This window comes from Parazoarcus sp. PS-13 R2A (assembly GCF_057621855.1).
This window is the reverse complement of record NZ_JBYEXN010000001.1, coordinates 144,528-159,642: the sequence shown is the minus strand read 5'-3', so window position 1 is coordinate 159,642 and position 15,115 is coordinate 144,528. Positions and strand designations below refer to the sequence as shown.

Below are 15,115 nucleotides of genomic sequence, written 5' to 3'. Positions count from 1 at the left end.
CGGTCAGCCCTTTACAGGAGAACTCATGCTTGAAAAGTTTGCTTCGCTCGACTGGATGAGCCAGTACGCCCTGCCGTGGGGCATCAACATTGCACTTGCGCTCGGCATCTTCATTGTCGGTCGCTGGGTCGCGCACGGCATCGTGTCGCTGGCCCGTCGGCTGCTCGGGCGTGCCGGGCTGGACGACATCCTGGTGAACTTCGTCGGCTCGATCCTCAACGGTGCGCTGCTGCTGGTCGTCGTGGTCGCGTCGCTCGACCGTCTCGGCGTGGACACCACCTCGCTGATCGCACTGATTGGTGCAGCCGGCCTCGCGATTGGTCTGGCCCTGCAGGACTCGCTGAAGAACTTCGCCGCGGGCGTGATGCTGATCGTGTTCCGCCCGTTCAAGGCCGGCGATTTCGTTGAAGCCGCGGGCACCCAGGGCGTGGTGGAGAAGATCAGCATCTTCAGCTCGATCTTTCGCACCCCCGACAACCGCGAGATCATCGTGCCCAACGGCTCGATCTACGCTGACGTCATCACCAATTATTCGGCACGCGGAACGCGCCGCATCGACCTGGTGTTCGGCATCGGCTACGGCGACGACATCCGCAAGGCACGCAGCGTGATCGAAGGCGTGCTTGCAGCAGACACCCGCCTGCTCGCCGAACCGGCACCCTTCATCGGTGTTGCCGAACTCGGTGCCAGCAGCGTGGACCTGCATGTCCGGCCCTGGGTCAATACCTCGGACTACTTCGCCACGATGTGCGAGCTCAAGGAAAAGATAAAGATCGCCTTCGACGAGAACGGCATCTCCATTCCCTACCCGCAGATGGACGTTCACGCCCACACCGTGGGCTGATATCCGCCACCCGGTCGGCCCCGCTCAGATCACGGCCGGCCGGGTGCGCCACAAGGGCCGCAGCGCCAGCAGGCCGAGCACCGGCCCTGGCAGCAGCAGCCATGCAACATGCTCGCCCCACGCGGGCCACAGCCGGGTGCCGAGGTCGATCGACACCATGGTCACCGCAAAGCCGATGGCGTTCTGCAAGGCCAGCGCGCTGCCGACAATCGTTTGCGGACAGGCGCGCGCAGACAATGCGGAAAAATGCGGCGAATCCGCCACCACACTCGCGCCCCACAGCAGCATCAGCGCCACCAGCAGCAGCGGCGACGCGTTGACCGCGAACGGATAGATGGCGCAGCACGCGGCTGACAGCGCCATCGCTGCCGCGGCCACTCGCGCACTCCCCACCCGGCGGCTCACAAAGCCGCCAAATACGCAGCCCAGCGCGCCGATACCGATCACGGCAAAGGATGCGGCCGAGATCGCAGACGGCGCCCAGCCCGCGGTGGCAGGCAGTGCCGCAAGCATCAGCGGCACGAGCGTCCAGAAAGCGTAGAGCTCCCACTGGTGGCCGAAGTAGCCCAGCGCCGACGCGCGGAAAGCTGGCTCGCGCAGCGCCATCAGCACTTCGCCAAGATGCAGCGCCGGCATCCCGGTGCGGCGCACCAGGTGCGGACCGTCGCCCAGGCGCAGGATCAGGCCCGCGGCCACGACCGCGAGTACCGACGACACCAGAATCGTGGCCTGCCATCCCCATCCCGCATCAAGCATGCGCACGCCGTGCGGCAGGGATGTGCCCAGGGTCAGCATGCCAACCAGCCACGCCAGCGCCGCCCCGGCCTGTTGCGGCACCCAGCTCACCACCAGTTTCATCCCCAGCGGGTAGACGCCGGCCAGGGCGAGGCCGACAACGAAACGCAGGGCCATGCCACTGCTCATGCCCTCGGCGAGCATGGCAAAACCGGCGTTGGCGAGCGCACCGATCAGTGCACAGGCGGCGAAGATCCGGCTGGCGGAAAAACGGTCGGCAAACCCGGTGAGCGCGAAGCTCAGGGTGCCGATGATGAAGCCGAGCTGGACGGCATTGGTCAGGTGACCGATATCCGCGCTGCTCAAGCCCCAGGCGCGCATGAGGTCGTCACCTGCACTGTTGGCTGAAAACCACAGAGAGGTGCCGAACAACTGGGCGAGAACGATGATCGCGATCGGTTTGGGGCGCATGGACGCCGAGTTTGAAGCCAGCCGCACGGCAACTCAAGCACGCATTGAGGGCGCGGGCAGTCCGCGAACGGGATACCATTACGCCTTCGACGCTTAAACGCGTGAATGGCAACCTCACCGCCCCGCACCAGACGCCCTTGTGACCAGCAAATCAAGCAGCCCTGCCCGCATCCCGACAATCACCGTCGGCCTGCGCCCCTTCCCCGGCACGCCCGCCGCCTCTTCAAACGCTGACGACGACACACCACTGCCAGTCCGCGCCCTGCTCTGCACCATGCATGCAACGCCCGACGGCGGTGCACGCTTCGTGTTCGAGCTCGATGCCGACCCTGCACGCGTGCGCATCCCGGCGCCAGCCGAAAGCGGCCCGGCGGACGAACTCTGGCAACACACCTGCTTCGAGGTCTTCGTTGCCTCGCCCGGTGAAGAGGCCTACCGCGAATTCAACCTGTCGCCTTCGCGGCAGTGGGCGAACTACGCCTTCACGGCCTACCGCGAACGCGACAATGCCTTCAGCCCGCCGGCGGCACCCCGTATCCAGTACACCGCGCGGGCCGGCGGCCTCACGCTCGAGGCCGAACTGCCGCCCTCCAGCCTGCCCGGCATCACCACCGGCACCGATCTGCGCATCGGCCTGGCTGCAGTCATCGAACTCGACACCGGCGAGCTCGAATACTGGGCGCTGAAGCATCCGGCACCAGCACCCGACTTTCACGACTGCGGCGGATTCGTGCTGACACTGAACATGGCGGCACCGGAGGCTGCATGAGCGCAGTGAAGTTCGGCCTGGACCGTGTGCTCGAAGATGCCGGTCTGCGCCGCCCCCTCGCCGGTCGCCGCGTCGCACTGCTCGCACACCCGGCCTCGGTCACCCGTGACCTCACCCATTCGCTCGACGCCCTCGCGGCCCTGCCCGACCTGAACATCACCGCCGCCTTCGGCCCGCAGCACGGGCTGCGCGGGGACAAGCAGGACAACATGGTCGAGTCGCCGGATTTCATCGATCCAGTGCATCGCATCCCGGTGTTCAGCCTTTACGGCGAAGTACGCCGGCCCACTGCGGCGATGATGGACAGCTTCGATGTGCTGCTCGTCGACCTGCAGGATCTCGGCTGCCGCATCTACACCTTCATCACCACGCTGCGCTACGTGCTCGAAGCGGCCGCCCGCCACGGCAAGGCGGTATGGGTCCTCGACCGCCCCAACCCTGCCGGGCGACCGGTAGAGGGCACGCTGCTGCAGGAAGGCTGGGAGAGCTTCGTTGGCGCCGGGCCGATGCCGATGCGTCACGGCCTCACCATGGGCGAGATGGCACGCTGGTTCGTTGCCACGCTCGGCCTCGACGTGGAGTGCGAAGTCATCACCATGCAAGGCTGGCAACCCGCGTCGGCGCCCGGCTACGGCTGGCCGCTGGGCGACCGCAGCTGGATCAACCCCAGCCCCAACGCCCCCAACCTGTCGATGGCGCGCGCCTACGCCGGCACAGTGATGCTCGAAGGCACGACGTTGTCCGAAGGTCGCGGCACCACGCGTCCGCTCGAGCTCTTTGGCGCGCCCGACATCGACGCCCGCGCACTCATCGCCGCCATGCGCAGCTTCGCCCCCGAATGGCTGGCCGGCTGCGTGCTGCGCGAGTGCTGGTTCGAGCCGACCTTCCACAAGCATGCCGGCAAGCTGTGCGCCGGCGTGCAGATCCATGTAGAAGACCCCGCGCATTACGATCACGCCGCCTTCCGCCCGTGGCGCGTGCAGGCGCTGGCCTTCAAGGCCTTGCGCCGGCAGCAGCCCGACTACCCGCTGTGGCGCGACTTTGCCTACGAATACGAGCACGACCGCCTTGCCATCGACCTGATCAATGGCAGTCCGGTGCTGCGTGAGTGGGTGGACGACCCTGCCGCACGCGCCTGCGATCTCGACGCCCTTGCGACTGCCGACGAGGCAGCATGGCGCGAGACCCGAAGCCCTTTCCTCCTCTATTCCTGACCCCATCTTTCCGGAGCCCTCGCGATGAAACACGCCCTCAAGATCTTCGCCTGCAACTCCAACGACGGCCTTGCCAGCGAGATCTGCAGCCGCCTTGGCGTGCGCCCCAGCCAGCTCGAGATCTCGCGCTTCTCCAATGACAATCTGCATGTGCAGATCCAGGAGAACGTCCGCGAACGCGACGTCTTCGTGGTGCAGTCCTTCACCGAGCCGGTCAGCGATCACATCATGGAGATGCTGATCACCATCGACGCCCTGCGCAGCGCCTCGGCCCAGCGCATCACGGCGATCATCCCGTACTACTCGTACGCTCGTTCGGACAAGAAGGACAAGCCGCGGATCTCGATCACCGGCCGCCTGATTGCCGACATGCTGGTCACCGCCGGCGCGAACCGCGTGCTGACCATGGACCTGCACGCAGACCAGGTACACGGCTTCTTCCGTGTACCGGTGGATCACCTCACCGCCATTCCGACCATCGCCGATCACTTCCGCCAGAACTACGATCTGGGCAACATGGTGGCGGTGGCAACCGATGCCGGCGGCGCCAAACGCGTGGGCCGCTTCTCCGAGCGGCTGGGCATTCCGATGGCCATCATCGACAAGCGCCGCGTCAGCGACACCGACGTCAAGCAGGGTGAAGTGGTGGGCGATGTGCGTGGCCGTGACGCGGTGATCTTCGAGGATGAAATCTCCACTGGCGGCACGCTGATCTCGACCATCAACACCCTGCGTGCGGCCGGCGCCCGCAGCATCCACGCCGGCGCCGTTCATGGCGTGCTCTGCGGCCCCGCGATCGAGCGCCTGCGCGAAGCCGCGATCGACTCCATCGTGGTCACCAATACGGTCTATGTCGCGCCCGAGAAGCAGCTCGACAAGCTCACCGTGCTGACCGTCGCCCCGCTGTTCGCGTCCGCCATCGAGCGCATTCACAGCGGCGAGAGCGTCGGCGCACTGTTTGAATAAATCCAGGACGGATTCGTTTCAGGAGATAGCCCCATGTTCATTGCCATGAATCGCTTCAGGATCAAACGCGGCCATGAGGAGACTTTCGTCGACCATTGGCGGCAACGTGAAAGCTATCTGGAAGAGGTCCCCGGCTTCGTCCGCTTCAATCTGATGCGCGGCCCGCAAACCGAGGAATACACACTGTTCGCCTCGCACACCGAGTGGGCCAGCGAACAGGCGTTTGCGGACTGGACGCAGTCCGAGGCCTTCGCCAAGGCACACGCCAACGCCGGCAAGAGCCCGCGCGAGATCTACATGGGGCCGCCGCAGCTGGAGCTGTTCGAAGCGGTACTCTGAAAGGGCGGGACAGCCCCCCGGAGCAACCGGGGGGCTGTCCCGCAGAGCCATCAGCCCGGCTGCGCGCCGGCTTCCTGCTGGGCTGCGATTTCGGCCCGGACCTTGTCCATGTCCAGCCCGCGCACACCGTCGATGACCTGCTGCAGGCCTGCTGCAGGCAGCGCGCCCGACTCACGGAAGACCATGACATTGTCGCGAATCACGGCGATGGTCGGGATGGAGCGGATCTGAAACGTCGCAGCCAGCTCCTGCTGGGCTTCGGTATCGATCTTGCCAAACACGATATCCGGATTGGCTGCGGCAGCGCTCTCATACACCGGCGCAAACCCGCGACACGGACCACACCACTCAGCCCAGAAATCGAGGAACACGATCCCGTTGTTGGCGATGGTGTCGTTGAAGTTGTCGGCGGTGATTTCGACGCTGCTCATGCTCGTGCTCCTTATAGTCAGGCAGGCAGGGTACATCAATGAGCAGATGGGTGAAACGCACGGCGCATAAGGAATTGCCTATATGGCCGGTAGGCAGAATCTATTGCGCCCGGGTCCGCAGCATGACACCCCCGAACCACACGAGCCACACGAACCTGACGATCTGCCCCAACCCGGAAACGGCGCCCATCTACGCAGACTCACCCTCCCGGTGCGAGCGCATTGCGGAAAACCATTCCTGCCAGTAATCGAGGCACGCGCGCACCTTGGGCAGGCGGTGGCGTTCCTGCAGCATCACGGCATAGAAGGGGATGCGCTCCTGCTCGGTGTAATCGGCAAGCACCTGCGTAAGCTGTCCGGTCCGCACCAGCGGTGAAACCAGCAGTTCGTTCAGATGGGCAATGCCAATGCCCTGAAGCGCCAGCGAAAGCACGATGGCCGTACTGTCCGCCCGGGTGTGGCCCTTGACCAGCAAGGTATCGACCTTGCTGTGGTCCGTGGCTCGCGAGCCCTTCCTGCTGCCCTGCCAGACAGCCTCGGTGCCGGTCCAGTCCGACGACGCCAGGGACGACTTTCTGAACGGCCAGCGGTTCAGCGACTGGCTCGCGCTGTTTGCAATCAGCCGATGCGCCGCCAGGTCGGCCGGCGTGCGCGGGACGCCAAACCTTTCCAGATAGGCAGGGGCTGCATAGAGATTGCGACCGAGCTCGCCAATCTGCCGCACGACGAGACTCTCGGCATTGTCCACGCCGGCGCGCATGGCGATATCGACGCCGTCGCGCACGAGGTCCGAAACCCGGTCATCCGTCATGATCTCGACCTGCAGACCGGGGTGGCGTTCGTACAGCCCCGGCAGGCTGGGCACGATGGCCATCTGGGCAAGAATCGGGCTGACGTTGATCCTGATCAGGCCGCTCGGGCCTGCCAGCCGCCCACTCAGCTCGCTTTCCATTTCGGCCGCGATGTCGAGCATGCGCCGTGCATGGGCAAGAAACGTGTCGCCTTCGTCCGTCAGCGACAGACCATGCGTACTGCGGCGCAGCAGGCGCAAGGACAGCGCCGACTCCATGCGGGCGATCGCGCGCGAGACCTGGCTGACCGGTTCGTTACGTTCGCGCGCAGCCGCTGACAGCGTGCCAAGCTCGGCGACACGGACAAAGAGGGCGGCATCGTTCAGGTTGAGTTGCATGAGGCGGAGTATGCATCAGCGCAGCCGGCTTTGCAGAAACTGCAATACCAATCTGCAAATCACGCGGTTTCCGTGCGTCCGTTAGCACCATAAAGTGCAACTCATCCCACAAGGAGGTGCTTTCGATGAACCACGCTGACGACACGATTGAAATGCAGTGGCCGGACCAGGATGCAACACATCAAGTCCACATCTACGAGCAGGTGCGCGTTGAGGCAGACCGGCTCCGCCGTAAAGCGATCAACGACTTTATGAGAGTCCTGTTCGCAGCACTTGCCGCAGGCCCGAAACAACTGGTGCGCGCCGTACGCAACGTGACGGCGCGCCCCGTCACTCGGGACAATGGCTCCACGACAGGCTGCAGGTGCTGAACCCCGGCACCTGCGCCTTCAGCGCAGCATTGCAACGCCGGCCTGAAGACAGAGCACTCGCCTTCAGGCCGGCGTCGCCAGCTTCAAGCCGATGACGCCGGCAATGATCAGCCCCAGGCTGATCAGCCTTCCGGCGCTTGCCGACTCACCGAACAGCACGATGCCGAGAATCGCCGTCCCCACCGCACCCACGCCCACCCATACCGCGTAGGCGGTGCCAATCGGCAGCGTTTTCATCGCAACCCCAAGCATCCCCAGGCTCAGCCCAATCGCGACGAGCGTACCCACCGTCGGCCAGAAGCGGGTGAAGCCCTCGGTATACTTGAGGCCAATCGCCCAGCCAATCTCGAACAATCCCGCCAGAATCAGAATCGGCCACGTCATCACATAAACCTGCCATGTACCGGGGTCGTCCCCATCACTGGATAAGGAAATGAGGTCGTCCACATTTCCAGTGCAGCCTGGTGCTTCGATTCGGGCGCCGGGATAACGGAGCCCGTACAGGTTGCATTGCAGCAATTATGTCACGCGTTCGGCGAACTGAGCCGAACCATGAGCTCAGGATTCGGCCTTCTCAGCAGATGCACGCTCAAGCTGCTCGAGCAGCCGTGCAGCGTCCGCAAGCTGGTGTTCACTGAAGACCCGCACGCCGGCCTGCGCCAGGCATGCGGCGGTCACACCGACACCCGTCACTTTTGTGCCAGAGAAGCTGCCATCGTAGATGGCGCCGGAGCCGCAGGAGGGACTCCCCTCCTTCAGCACGGCCACGCGTATTCCCATTGCCTGGGCGTGAGCAAGCGCCCGCTCCGCGCCGCGCAGAAACTGCTCAGTCACGTCGCGGCCATCGACCGCAAGAACGCGCGCCTCACCGTCGAGCACGGCCCGCCCGCCTCCGCTGCGCGTAATCTCGGCGGGCGGGCGCGGGGTCGGCAAACCGCCGGCTACCTCGGGACATACCGGCACGACACGCCCTTCATCCAGCCAGCGTTGCAGCAGTGCATGGTCGCAACGGTTGTCTCCGCCGTTGTAGCGGACCGCTTCGCCAAGCAGACAGGCACTCACGAGAATGGATTGCATGATCTCCAGCCCATGCCGGAAGCAGAAACAGGCACCGGCCTCACGATTGGACGCCACGAACTTTATCGTACACGATCAGTTCCGCCGCCCCCCGCGGCCCAACAGAACGGAGACAGAAACATGATCAAGGTAAGCGTGATGTACCCGAACACGCCCGGCGCCCGTTTCGACCACAGCTACTATCGCGACAAACACCTGCCGCTGGTGAAGTCCCTCATGGGCGAGGCGTGCAGGTTCTACACCATCGACAGGGGACTGGCAGGCGGTGCGCCGGACGAACCCGCGACCTACATCGGGATGTGCCACCTCTACTGCGACTCGGTCGAATCCTTTCAGGCCGGCTTTGGTCCTCATGCCGAACAGATCATGGCCGACATCCCGAACTACACCGACCTGACACCCGTCCTCCAGATCAGCGAGGTCGTGGTCGGCCAGCCCTGATCGCAGTTGCCCCCTGCCCGCGCTTTCCGTAAAGCGCGGCGCGACCTGCATGGCGCTCAGCCATGCGGCTTGAGCGGGCATGTCGAATCAATGCAAGTCAGTGCGCTGGCTTGCGCGTCCGTCCGCGTTCATGGTTTCCTAAAAAAGGGCTGTCACCCCTGGCGACCACGACAACGGAATACGCGGATGAACGTCCTTCATACGACTGACTACGTGATCGTGGCGGTCTACCTCCTGGTAGTCGTCGCGGTTTGCGTGCGCGTCACGCGCAAGAACCCCGACGCAGACGAACTGTTTCTTGCCGGACGCACGCTGGGCGCAGGCGTCATCGGCCTTTCCCTGTTCGCATCGAATATCTCGTCCACAACGCTCATCGGCCTGCCGGGTGCCGCATGGTCGACCGGCATCTCCGTAGCCAATTACGAATGGATGGCGGCGCTGGTCCTCGTGTTTACGGCGGTCTTCGTCGCGCCGGTGCTTATCGGCCGCCGCATCACAACGGTGCCCGAGCTTCTCGAACAGCGCTTTGACGCGCGCTTGCGCCGCTACCTTTCCGCCACCAGCCTGATCCTGAGTGTGCTGCTCGATACCGCGGGCAGCCTCTACGCCGGGGCGCTGGTCGTGATGCTGTTCGTGCCCGGCCTGGCGCTCGGCCCCACCTGCGCCGCCCTCGCTGTATTTGCCGGTCTCTATACGGCGGCCGGTGGTTTGCGTGCAGTGGCATACACGGACGTCCTGCAGTCGCTGGTGCTGCTGATCGGCTCGGCGATCCTGTTCGCGCTGGTTTTCGCCGAGTTCGACTATTCCTGGGCCGAGGTCACCGCGCGCGTTCCCGCAGAAAAGCTCTCCCTGATCCGCCCGCTGGACGACCCCGCCCTGCCCTGGCTTGGAACACTGCTGGGCCTGCCGATCCTGGGTTTCTACTACTGGACCATGAACCAGTACGTTTGCCAGCGCCTGCTGGGTGCGCGCGACATTGGCGTCGCCGGTCGCGGCGCGCTCATCGCGGCCGCACTCAAGCTGCTGCCACTGTTTCTCATGGTCTTGCCCGGCGTCATGGCCGTGGCGCTGTTTGCGGACCTCGAGCGCCCGGACACCGTATTCCCGCGCCTGATCGCCGAGTTTGCGCCACCGGGGCTGGCTGGACTGATGCTCGCGGGGCTGCTGGCGGCAATCATGTCGAGTGTCGACTCGGCACTCAACTCGGCTTCGACCCTGGTGATCTGCGACTTCGTGCAACCGCGCCGCCCCAGACTCGACACCAAGGCGCTCGCGCGCCTGGGCCGCTACACGACCCTGGGCCTGATGATCATCGCCGCGCTGTGGGCGCCGGCCATCGATAACTTCCCCGGCCTGTTCGCCTATCTTCAGCAGGCCTTTGCCTACGTCACCCCGCCGCTCGTCGCCGTCTTTGCCGCCGGCATGCTGTCCACGCGACTTTCGGCCAATGCCGCGCTGGCCGGCCTGCTCAGCGGGCACGGCGTGAGTGCGGTGTGGTTCCTTGCCACCCAGCTGGGCTGGCTGGATGTGCATTTCACCATCGTCGCCTTTGTTCTGCTCGTCGTCACCCTTGTGGCATGCGCCCTGTGGCAGCTCATCTTGGGCGGCACGGTTACAGCCGGGCAGCTTGCATCGGTAGACGCCTCGCGCGTGGAACCGGCGCCGCGCATCGTACGGCGGGGCGCCGTTGCACTGACCGCAATGACCGTGCTTCTGGTCATTGCGTTCTGGTGAGCGGGAGGCAACTCAGGCGCGTGGCATCGAGTGCAAGCCGATCATGTTGCCCTCGGTGTCGGTCACGAGCGCGATATGCCCATACTCGCCGATGGACATCTTGGGCTTGAAGATCTTCCCGCCCGCCTTCTCTGCGCGCGCCGCTTCCACCGCACAGTCCGCGCAGCTGAAATAGATCAGCACGCTATTGGCGCCGGACGAGAAGCCCGGCATCCGCACCAGCGCGCCGGATGCGCCGAACTGCTCGAACGCCATCGGAAACGCCCACATCTCGATCTCATCTTCGACGGGACTCTCCAGCTTCGACAACACCACTTCAAGCATCGCCTCGTAAAAGGCCTTGGCGCGCCCCATGTCTTCCACGTAGATCTCGAACCAGCCAACCGGGTTGTTCATCATGTCCCTCCTCCAATGCCGTATGAGCCGTGAAGCCCGTCTTCAGCAGCCAAGGTGGCGGGGTTCGCTCAGGCGCGAGTGCAGACCGCCTGTGGCGAACCGGAAGCGGGCTTTCGGTGTTTCATCTTAGGTGCTCGGTCTGCGAACGGGTAGGCGATTTCTGTGCGCGGTGAGACGTGGCCGGAACACGTCATGTCGTGGCAGCGCAGCGCTCGCGAGCGCGTGGCACAAGCCCGGTACGCATGCTTCAGACCGGACGGCGAAGGCGGAAAAACACATAGGGCGCCACCGCGATCCAGAGCAGCAGAAAGACCCAGACCCGACCTTCAAGGACATTGTAGTTGGCGAGCAGCGCCGCCCAGGAATGCCCACCGACGTAGTGAAAGAAGATGAACTCGAACGCAATCGTCAGCGTTGCCCAGAACAAGCCAATGGCAATGGCCTCGCGAGTGCAGGAGGGTGGCGCCAGGCGGTCGACGACGCGGATCACGAGACCAAGCAGCACCATGCCGCACGCCGTCGACACCTGATGCGCGGCGAGCGCGCTCATGTGCGTGCCATAGGTGAGGTCACGGACCACGCCATTCGCAATGGACACGAGCAGCATCACGAACCAGGCGGCGAGATACTTCCAGATGCGCAGCGATGCAAGAATGGCAGGCATGATCGGAGTACGGTCAGCTCACACACGGCCCAGCCCGGTCAGATGCCGTAGTCCCGCTCGACCCTGGCCACGCGAACCTTGAACGCCGAATACCAGTGCTCGCGTCCAAGGCGCTGCGCGTCGAGATGCTCGGCGTTCTGCTTCCATTTCCGGATGGCTTCGAGGCTGCTCCAGTACGAGACGGTGATTCCGAGCCCTTCCCGCGCGCCCTCTGCGCCAAGAAACCCCTCCTGCTCCGCTGCCAGATCGAGCATCCGCTCGGCCATCGCACCATAGCCGTTGTCGCCTTCGGTCCGAAGGGAACTGAAAATGACTGCGTAGTACGGCGGGCTTGGTGTATCTGCAATTGCCATGACATCTCCCAGAGGTTGGAGCGATCGCTGGGGTCCGCGGCCCGCCCTGCACCGCAGCGCCAGCCAAAACAGGCCTAGTCGCGCAGTTGGCGGAGCAGTTCGAAGCCCGCCGCCCAGTCACCGAGGCCACTTTCCGCGTTGATGTGACCGCAACTGCCGATGCGAACCGCGCTGCTGCCCCATGCCTGTGCAAGCTGTGCGGAATAGGCCGGCGTGCCATACGGGTCATCGTCGCTGATGACCACGGTGCTGCTGAAGGCAAACGGCCTTGCCGGCGGCTCGCCGAAGCCCGACGCCTGTGCCGGAAAATCCGGGCCTTCCGGATCGGGCACCGCAACCAGCAAAGCGCCCCGGATCGGCGAATGCGGCGTCGCAGCCCAGTGCGCGATTGCAAGACAGCCGAGGCTGTGGGCGGCCAGCACCACATCGGGCCCCGCGCTGCGCACAGCGTCTTCGATGGCTGCAACCCAGTCATCACAAACCGGCGCATCCCAGTCGCGCTGCTGCACACGGACAAAAGCGGGATTCGCCTGCTCCCAGCGCGACTGCCAGTGCAGCGCCCCCGAGTTTCCGTAACCGGGCAGGATGAGGACTCTTGCGGACACCACGGACTCCTTTGTCGAGCAGCTGACTTCTGACGTCGCCGAATCTTTGTACATGAATGTGCAGTGCGGGCCGGCCGCAGCCGGCCAACCCGTCAGGCCACGTTACATGGAAACGCCCCCGCAGCTGATTCTAACGCCGGAGACATCAGGCCCGCTGCGATCCGCAGTCGCTAACGCACCGTATAGCCTCTCGCCTCCAGGCAGGCCGTCATCGCCCGCAGGTAGTCGGCGCGCAGGCTTTCTGCCTGTTCCGGCCCGACACCGCCATAGCTCAGCGTCGGATCGTAGCCGGTCTGGACACTGCCCCACTCGTGGCATTCATAGCGGTCTGTCGCCTGCACCTTTTCTGACTGATTCATCTTCGGATACACGAACAGCCGGTCCTCCCCACCCGCGGCACGCCGCGCGTCATCCTGCCGCGGCGGCTCAACCACGACATAGCCACGGTCATGGCGCGCATAGTAGGTATCGTCGTAGCGGTAGAGCGAGCGCCCGCCAATGGTCACGCTCACGAAGCCATTCGGCAACACCGGCACAACGAGACCGATGGGCGGTGCGACAACCACGAAGCGTGCCCCCATCGGCCGGAACCAGTGGCCAGACGCATAGTAGAAATCGATATCACGGTGGCGAACGATGCGGTGCCCCTGCGGCAGCTTCGGCACCACGACGCCGCGCGCAAAGCGGGGATCCACCCAGCCGCCGCGACGATCGCCGTCTCCACCCCGGTGCGAAGGCTCAGCCTGCGCGATGCCGGCACCAAGAAGCAGGCCGGCACAGATCACAGCACCCAAGAGTCGGGAAACACCTGTCAGTCTGGAAGACATGATCACTCCTTTTCCTGAACGATTTATCTGACCTGGTAGCCGCGGCCATCCAGACACGCTTCAATTGCGCGCCGATAGCGGCTTTCCTTTTCGGTATAGACCTGGTCACGCGCTGCGGCACGTTGCGCATACGCATCCTGGACGCGCTCCGCCTGCGCCTGCCGTGCCGAATCGCTGGCGGCTCCGGCGATTGCACCGACAACCGCGCCAACGACGGCGCCCTCACCCCCATGGCGCGGCCCGGAAACCACCGCCCCCAGCACCGCGCCGGTCACTGTGCCCTGAACGACACCCGCACCGGCAGGCGGCGAAGGCTCGACCAGCGGCACCTCTGTCGGCGTCTGACTCATGGTTGCCGGGTCGAAGCCAGACTGATCTACCGCCCATTGATGGCACTCATAGCGATCCCGCCGCTGCTGATCCTGGCTCTGCCCCCGCAAGGGGTAGATCACCAGATCCGTAGCCTGCCGGCGTGCAACCTGCGGCAGCGGCTCATCACCGCCAATACGATGCCCGGGCGGGGGCGCGGCACAACCACCGACCAGACCCGCCACAAGCAGCAGAAACAAGCCGGAGCGACGAACGCCCGATCGAGTTTCAGATTTGAAAGACATCACAATTCCCCCGAAATAAGTCGCTGTGGGGAAGGTCTCTGCGGGAACTGCACGCACCTGTCTCCGACAGCGCAAGCGCTCAGATCGCACGATGACCGGCCATTGCGGACCACTCACCATTACTGCGCTGGCACTGAAGCAAGTGTCCCCCCGCGCCCCGCCGGGCGGATGTCCCCGTGTAATCACTTCGTAAGGGAATGTGTTTAAGGGATCAAAGGGGTCAGGATCAAAGGGGTCAGAGTCGCTTGATCTCACTTGCCGCTTGCGGCGGGTAGCGGCGCCATGCCCACGCGACAAGAAGACCAAAGCCCGTGTAGATCAAGGCGAAGACCCACAGTGGCGCCTCGTAGTACAGCACGCGCTGCACCCAGTGTTCGACGAAGCTGCTCAAGTACGCAGACTGGCCGCCTTGGGTGCGAAGCCATGACTCAAGGATCGTCAGAGGGCAGTATTGCCCGAGCCAGGCCTGCAGGGCGACGACCACGATGGCGAGCAAGTGCGCCAGGCGTAACCAGAACCCGTTTACCCACGACCACCCCGCCTTGTTCCCGATGATGATGGCCGGCAGGCCCAGCACCACGAACAGGACGACGCCGAAGTGCAGCAAAAGGACCGCGTCCGCGAGGGCGTTGTATGGCAATGGCTACTCCTGATCTGGGTCCATCGCAATGATCAGGCAAACGGCCCGTCTCCTCTCTCGTCCGGCTGCGGCGCCACCTGAATGGACGGCGCCGGGAAGAGTCTTGCGATTTCCTGCAAGCGTTCTTCCTGACACTTCTGCAGCGCAGCTGCTGCGCCATTGCCCGCCGTGACGCGCAGCGCGCATTCCGTCACGGGCGCAATTGAACGCAACATTCTCATCGGGATCCCTCCAGACTGTGGCCGCACGCATTGGCGATGTATCCACGGTTCAAGCGCAGCGGTCGCCCGCAGCCTGGCCACACAGCACGGAGAATAGTCCCGGTCGCGTTGAGAGGCCAGTCCGAAGGAAACCTGCTGGAAAGATCAAACGACTCTGACCCTATTGATTCCCCTGACCCTATTGATTCCCTAATGATTCCTTCCGGGAAAGGGG

General features: G+C 64.4%; 20 protein-coding genes. 8 read left to right on the top strand and 12 right to left on the bottom strand.

Annotated elements, in window-relative coordinates:
* Positions 1 to 25: 25 nt before the first annotated feature.
* On the top strand, positions 26 to 844 hold the full coding sequence (locus AC22G6_RS00760; RefSeq protein WP_487365196.1) for a mechanosensitive ion channel family protein: 819 nt from the start codon (positions 26 to 28) through the stop codon (positions 842 to 844).
* Between the two features lie 24 nt (positions 845 to 868).
* Here AC22G6_RS00760 and AC22G6_RS00755 read toward each other — a convergent pair whose 3' ends face one another.
* Positions 869 to 2,050, bottom strand: coding sequence for an MFS transporter (locus AC22G6_RS00755; protein ID WP_487365195.1), 1,182 nt, complete (start codon positions 2,048 to 2,050; stop codon positions 869 to 871).
* A gap of 139 nt (positions 2,051 to 2,189) precedes the next feature.
* Between AC22G6_RS00755 and AC22G6_RS00750 the strand changes: the two genes are divergently transcribed.
* From AC22G6_RS00750 to hmuQ, 4 genes are read left to right on the top strand one after another with little or no spacing between them, the layout of a single operon-like run.
* Positions 2,190 to 2,819 carry a DOMON-like domain-containing protein gene (locus AC22G6_RS00750; protein WP_487365194.1) on the top strand — a complete coding sequence of 210 codons (630 nt, stop codon included), beginning with the start codon at positions 2,190 to 2,192 and terminating at the stop codon, positions 2,817 to 2,819.
* The gene (locus AC22G6_RS00745) at positions 2,816 to 4,033 is read left to right on the top strand and encodes an exo-beta-N-acetylmuramidase NamZ family protein (RefSeq protein WP_487365193.1); all 1,218 of its coding nucleotides are present in this window, start codon (positions 2,816 to 2,818) and stop codon (positions 4,031 to 4,033) included. Before AC22G6_RS00750 ends, AC22G6_RS00745 begins: the two co-directional genes overlap by 4 nt.
* Before the next feature lie 24 nt (positions 4,034 to 4,057).
* A complete protein-coding gene (locus tag AC22G6_RS00740; protein ID WP_487365192.1) occupies positions 4,058 to 4,999 on the top strand; it encodes a ribose-phosphate diphosphokinase in 942 nt (313 codons plus the stop codon).
* Between the two features lie 33 nt (positions 5,000 to 5,032).
* Positions 5,033 to 5,338 (top strand): heme-degrading protein HmuQ, encoded by a 306-nt coding sequence (hmuQ, locus tag AC22G6_RS00735; protein WP_108950489.1) that lies wholly within the window; start codon positions 5,033 to 5,035, stop codon positions 5,336 to 5,338.
* A gap of 50 nt (positions 5,339 to 5,388) precedes the next feature.
* Here the strand turns inward: hmuQ and AC22G6_RS00730 are convergent, their stop codons facing one another.
* Entirely contained in the window at positions 5,389 to 5,769 is a 381-nt protein-coding gene (locus AC22G6_RS00730) for a thioredoxin family protein (protein WP_487365191.1), read from the bottom strand.
* A gap of 190 nt (positions 5,770 to 5,959) precedes the next feature.
* A complete protein-coding gene (locus AC22G6_RS00725) occupies positions 5,960 to 6,958 on the bottom strand; it encodes a LysR family transcriptional regulator (RefSeq protein WP_487365190.1) in 999 nt (332 codons plus the stop codon).
* Positions 6,959 to 7,083: 125 nt separating this feature from the next.
* On the opposite strand from AC22G6_RS00725, the gene AC22G6_RS00720 reads away from it, so the two are divergent.
* Positions 7,084 to 7,329 (top strand): hypothetical protein, encoded by a 246-nt coding sequence (locus tag AC22G6_RS00720; protein WP_487365189.1) that lies wholly within the window; start codon positions 7,084 to 7,086, stop codon positions 7,327 to 7,329.
* 63 nt (positions 7,330 to 7,392) lie between these two features.
* On the opposite strand, the gene sugE is transcribed toward AC22G6_RS00720, so the two are convergent.
* Both sugE and AC22G6_RS00710 read right to left on the bottom strand, forming a co-directional pair.
* On the bottom strand, positions 7,393 to 7,713 hold the full coding sequence (sugE, locus tag AC22G6_RS00715; RefSeq protein ID WP_487365188.1) for a quaternary ammonium compound efflux SMR transporter SugE: 321 nt from the start codon (positions 7,711 to 7,713) through the stop codon (positions 7,393 to 7,395).
* Between the two features lie 174 nt (positions 7,714 to 7,887).
* Positions 7,888 to 8,406, bottom strand: a complete 519-nt coding sequence (locus tag AC22G6_RS00710; protein WP_487365187.1) for a 2-thiouracil desulfurase family protein — start codon at positions 8,404 to 8,406, stop codon at positions 7,888 to 7,890.
* A 120-nt stretch (positions 8,407 to 8,526) separates the two neighbouring features.
* On the opposite strand from AC22G6_RS00710, the gene AC22G6_RS00705 reads away from it, so the two are divergent.
* Complete coding sequence (locus AC22G6_RS00705) at positions 8,527 to 8,847, top strand: EthD family reductase (protein WP_108950484.1); 321 nt, start codon at positions 8,527 to 8,529, stop codon at positions 8,845 to 8,847.
* Positions 8,848 to 9,033: 186 nt separating this feature from the next.
* Positions 9,034 to 10,581 (top strand): sodium:solute symporter family transporter, encoded by a 1,548-nt coding sequence (locus AC22G6_RS00700; protein ID WP_487365186.1) that lies wholly within the window; start codon positions 9,034 to 9,036, stop codon positions 10,579 to 10,581.
* 12 nt (positions 10,582 to 10,593) lie between these two features.
* On the opposite strand, the gene AC22G6_RS00695 is transcribed toward AC22G6_RS00700, so the two are convergent.
* The 7 genes from AC22G6_RS00695 to AC22G6_RS00665 form a co-directional block, all read right to left on the bottom strand.
* On the bottom strand, positions 10,594 to 10,980 hold the full coding sequence (locus AC22G6_RS00695; RefSeq protein WP_487365185.1) for a VOC family protein: 387 nt from the start codon (positions 10,978 to 10,980) through the stop codon (positions 10,594 to 10,596).
* A 244-nt stretch (positions 10,981 to 11,224) separates the two neighbouring features.
* Positions 11,225 to 11,641: a hypothetical protein gene (locus tag AC22G6_RS00690; RefSeq protein ID WP_487365184.1), complete on the bottom strand. Its 417-nt coding sequence runs from the start codon at positions 11,639 to 11,641 to the stop codon at positions 11,225 to 11,227.
* A gap of 38 nt (positions 11,642 to 11,679) precedes the next feature.
* Positions 11,680 to 11,994: an antibiotic biosynthesis monooxygenase family protein gene (locus tag AC22G6_RS00685; protein ID WP_487365183.1), complete on the bottom strand. Its 315-nt coding sequence runs from the start codon at positions 11,992 to 11,994 to the stop codon at positions 11,680 to 11,682.
* A gap of 74 nt (positions 11,995 to 12,068) precedes the next feature.
* Positions 12,069 to 12,599, bottom strand: coding sequence for an RBBP9/YdeN family alpha/beta hydrolase (locus AC22G6_RS00680; protein ID WP_487365182.1), 531 nt, complete (start codon positions 12,597 to 12,599; stop codon positions 12,069 to 12,071).
* Positions 12,600 to 12,769: 170 nt separating this feature from the next.
* A complete protein-coding gene (locus AC22G6_RS00675) occupies positions 12,770 to 13,426 on the bottom strand; it encodes a DUF6515 family protein (RefSeq protein WP_487365181.1) in 657 nt (218 codons plus the stop codon).
* 23 nt (positions 13,427 to 13,449) lie between these two features.
* The gene (locus AC22G6_RS00670) at positions 13,450 to 14,040 is read right to left on the bottom strand and encodes a hypothetical protein (protein ID WP_487365180.1); all 591 of its coding nucleotides are present in this window, start codon (positions 14,038 to 14,040) and stop codon (positions 13,450 to 13,452) included.
* 235 nt (positions 14,041 to 14,275) lie between these two features.
* Positions 14,276 to 14,680 carry a DUF2784 domain-containing protein gene (locus AC22G6_RS00665; protein ID WP_487365179.1) on the bottom strand — a complete coding sequence of 135 codons (405 nt, stop codon included), beginning with the start codon at positions 14,678 to 14,680 and terminating at the stop codon, positions 14,276 to 14,278.
* Positions 14,681 to 15,115: the final 435 nt, after the last annotated feature.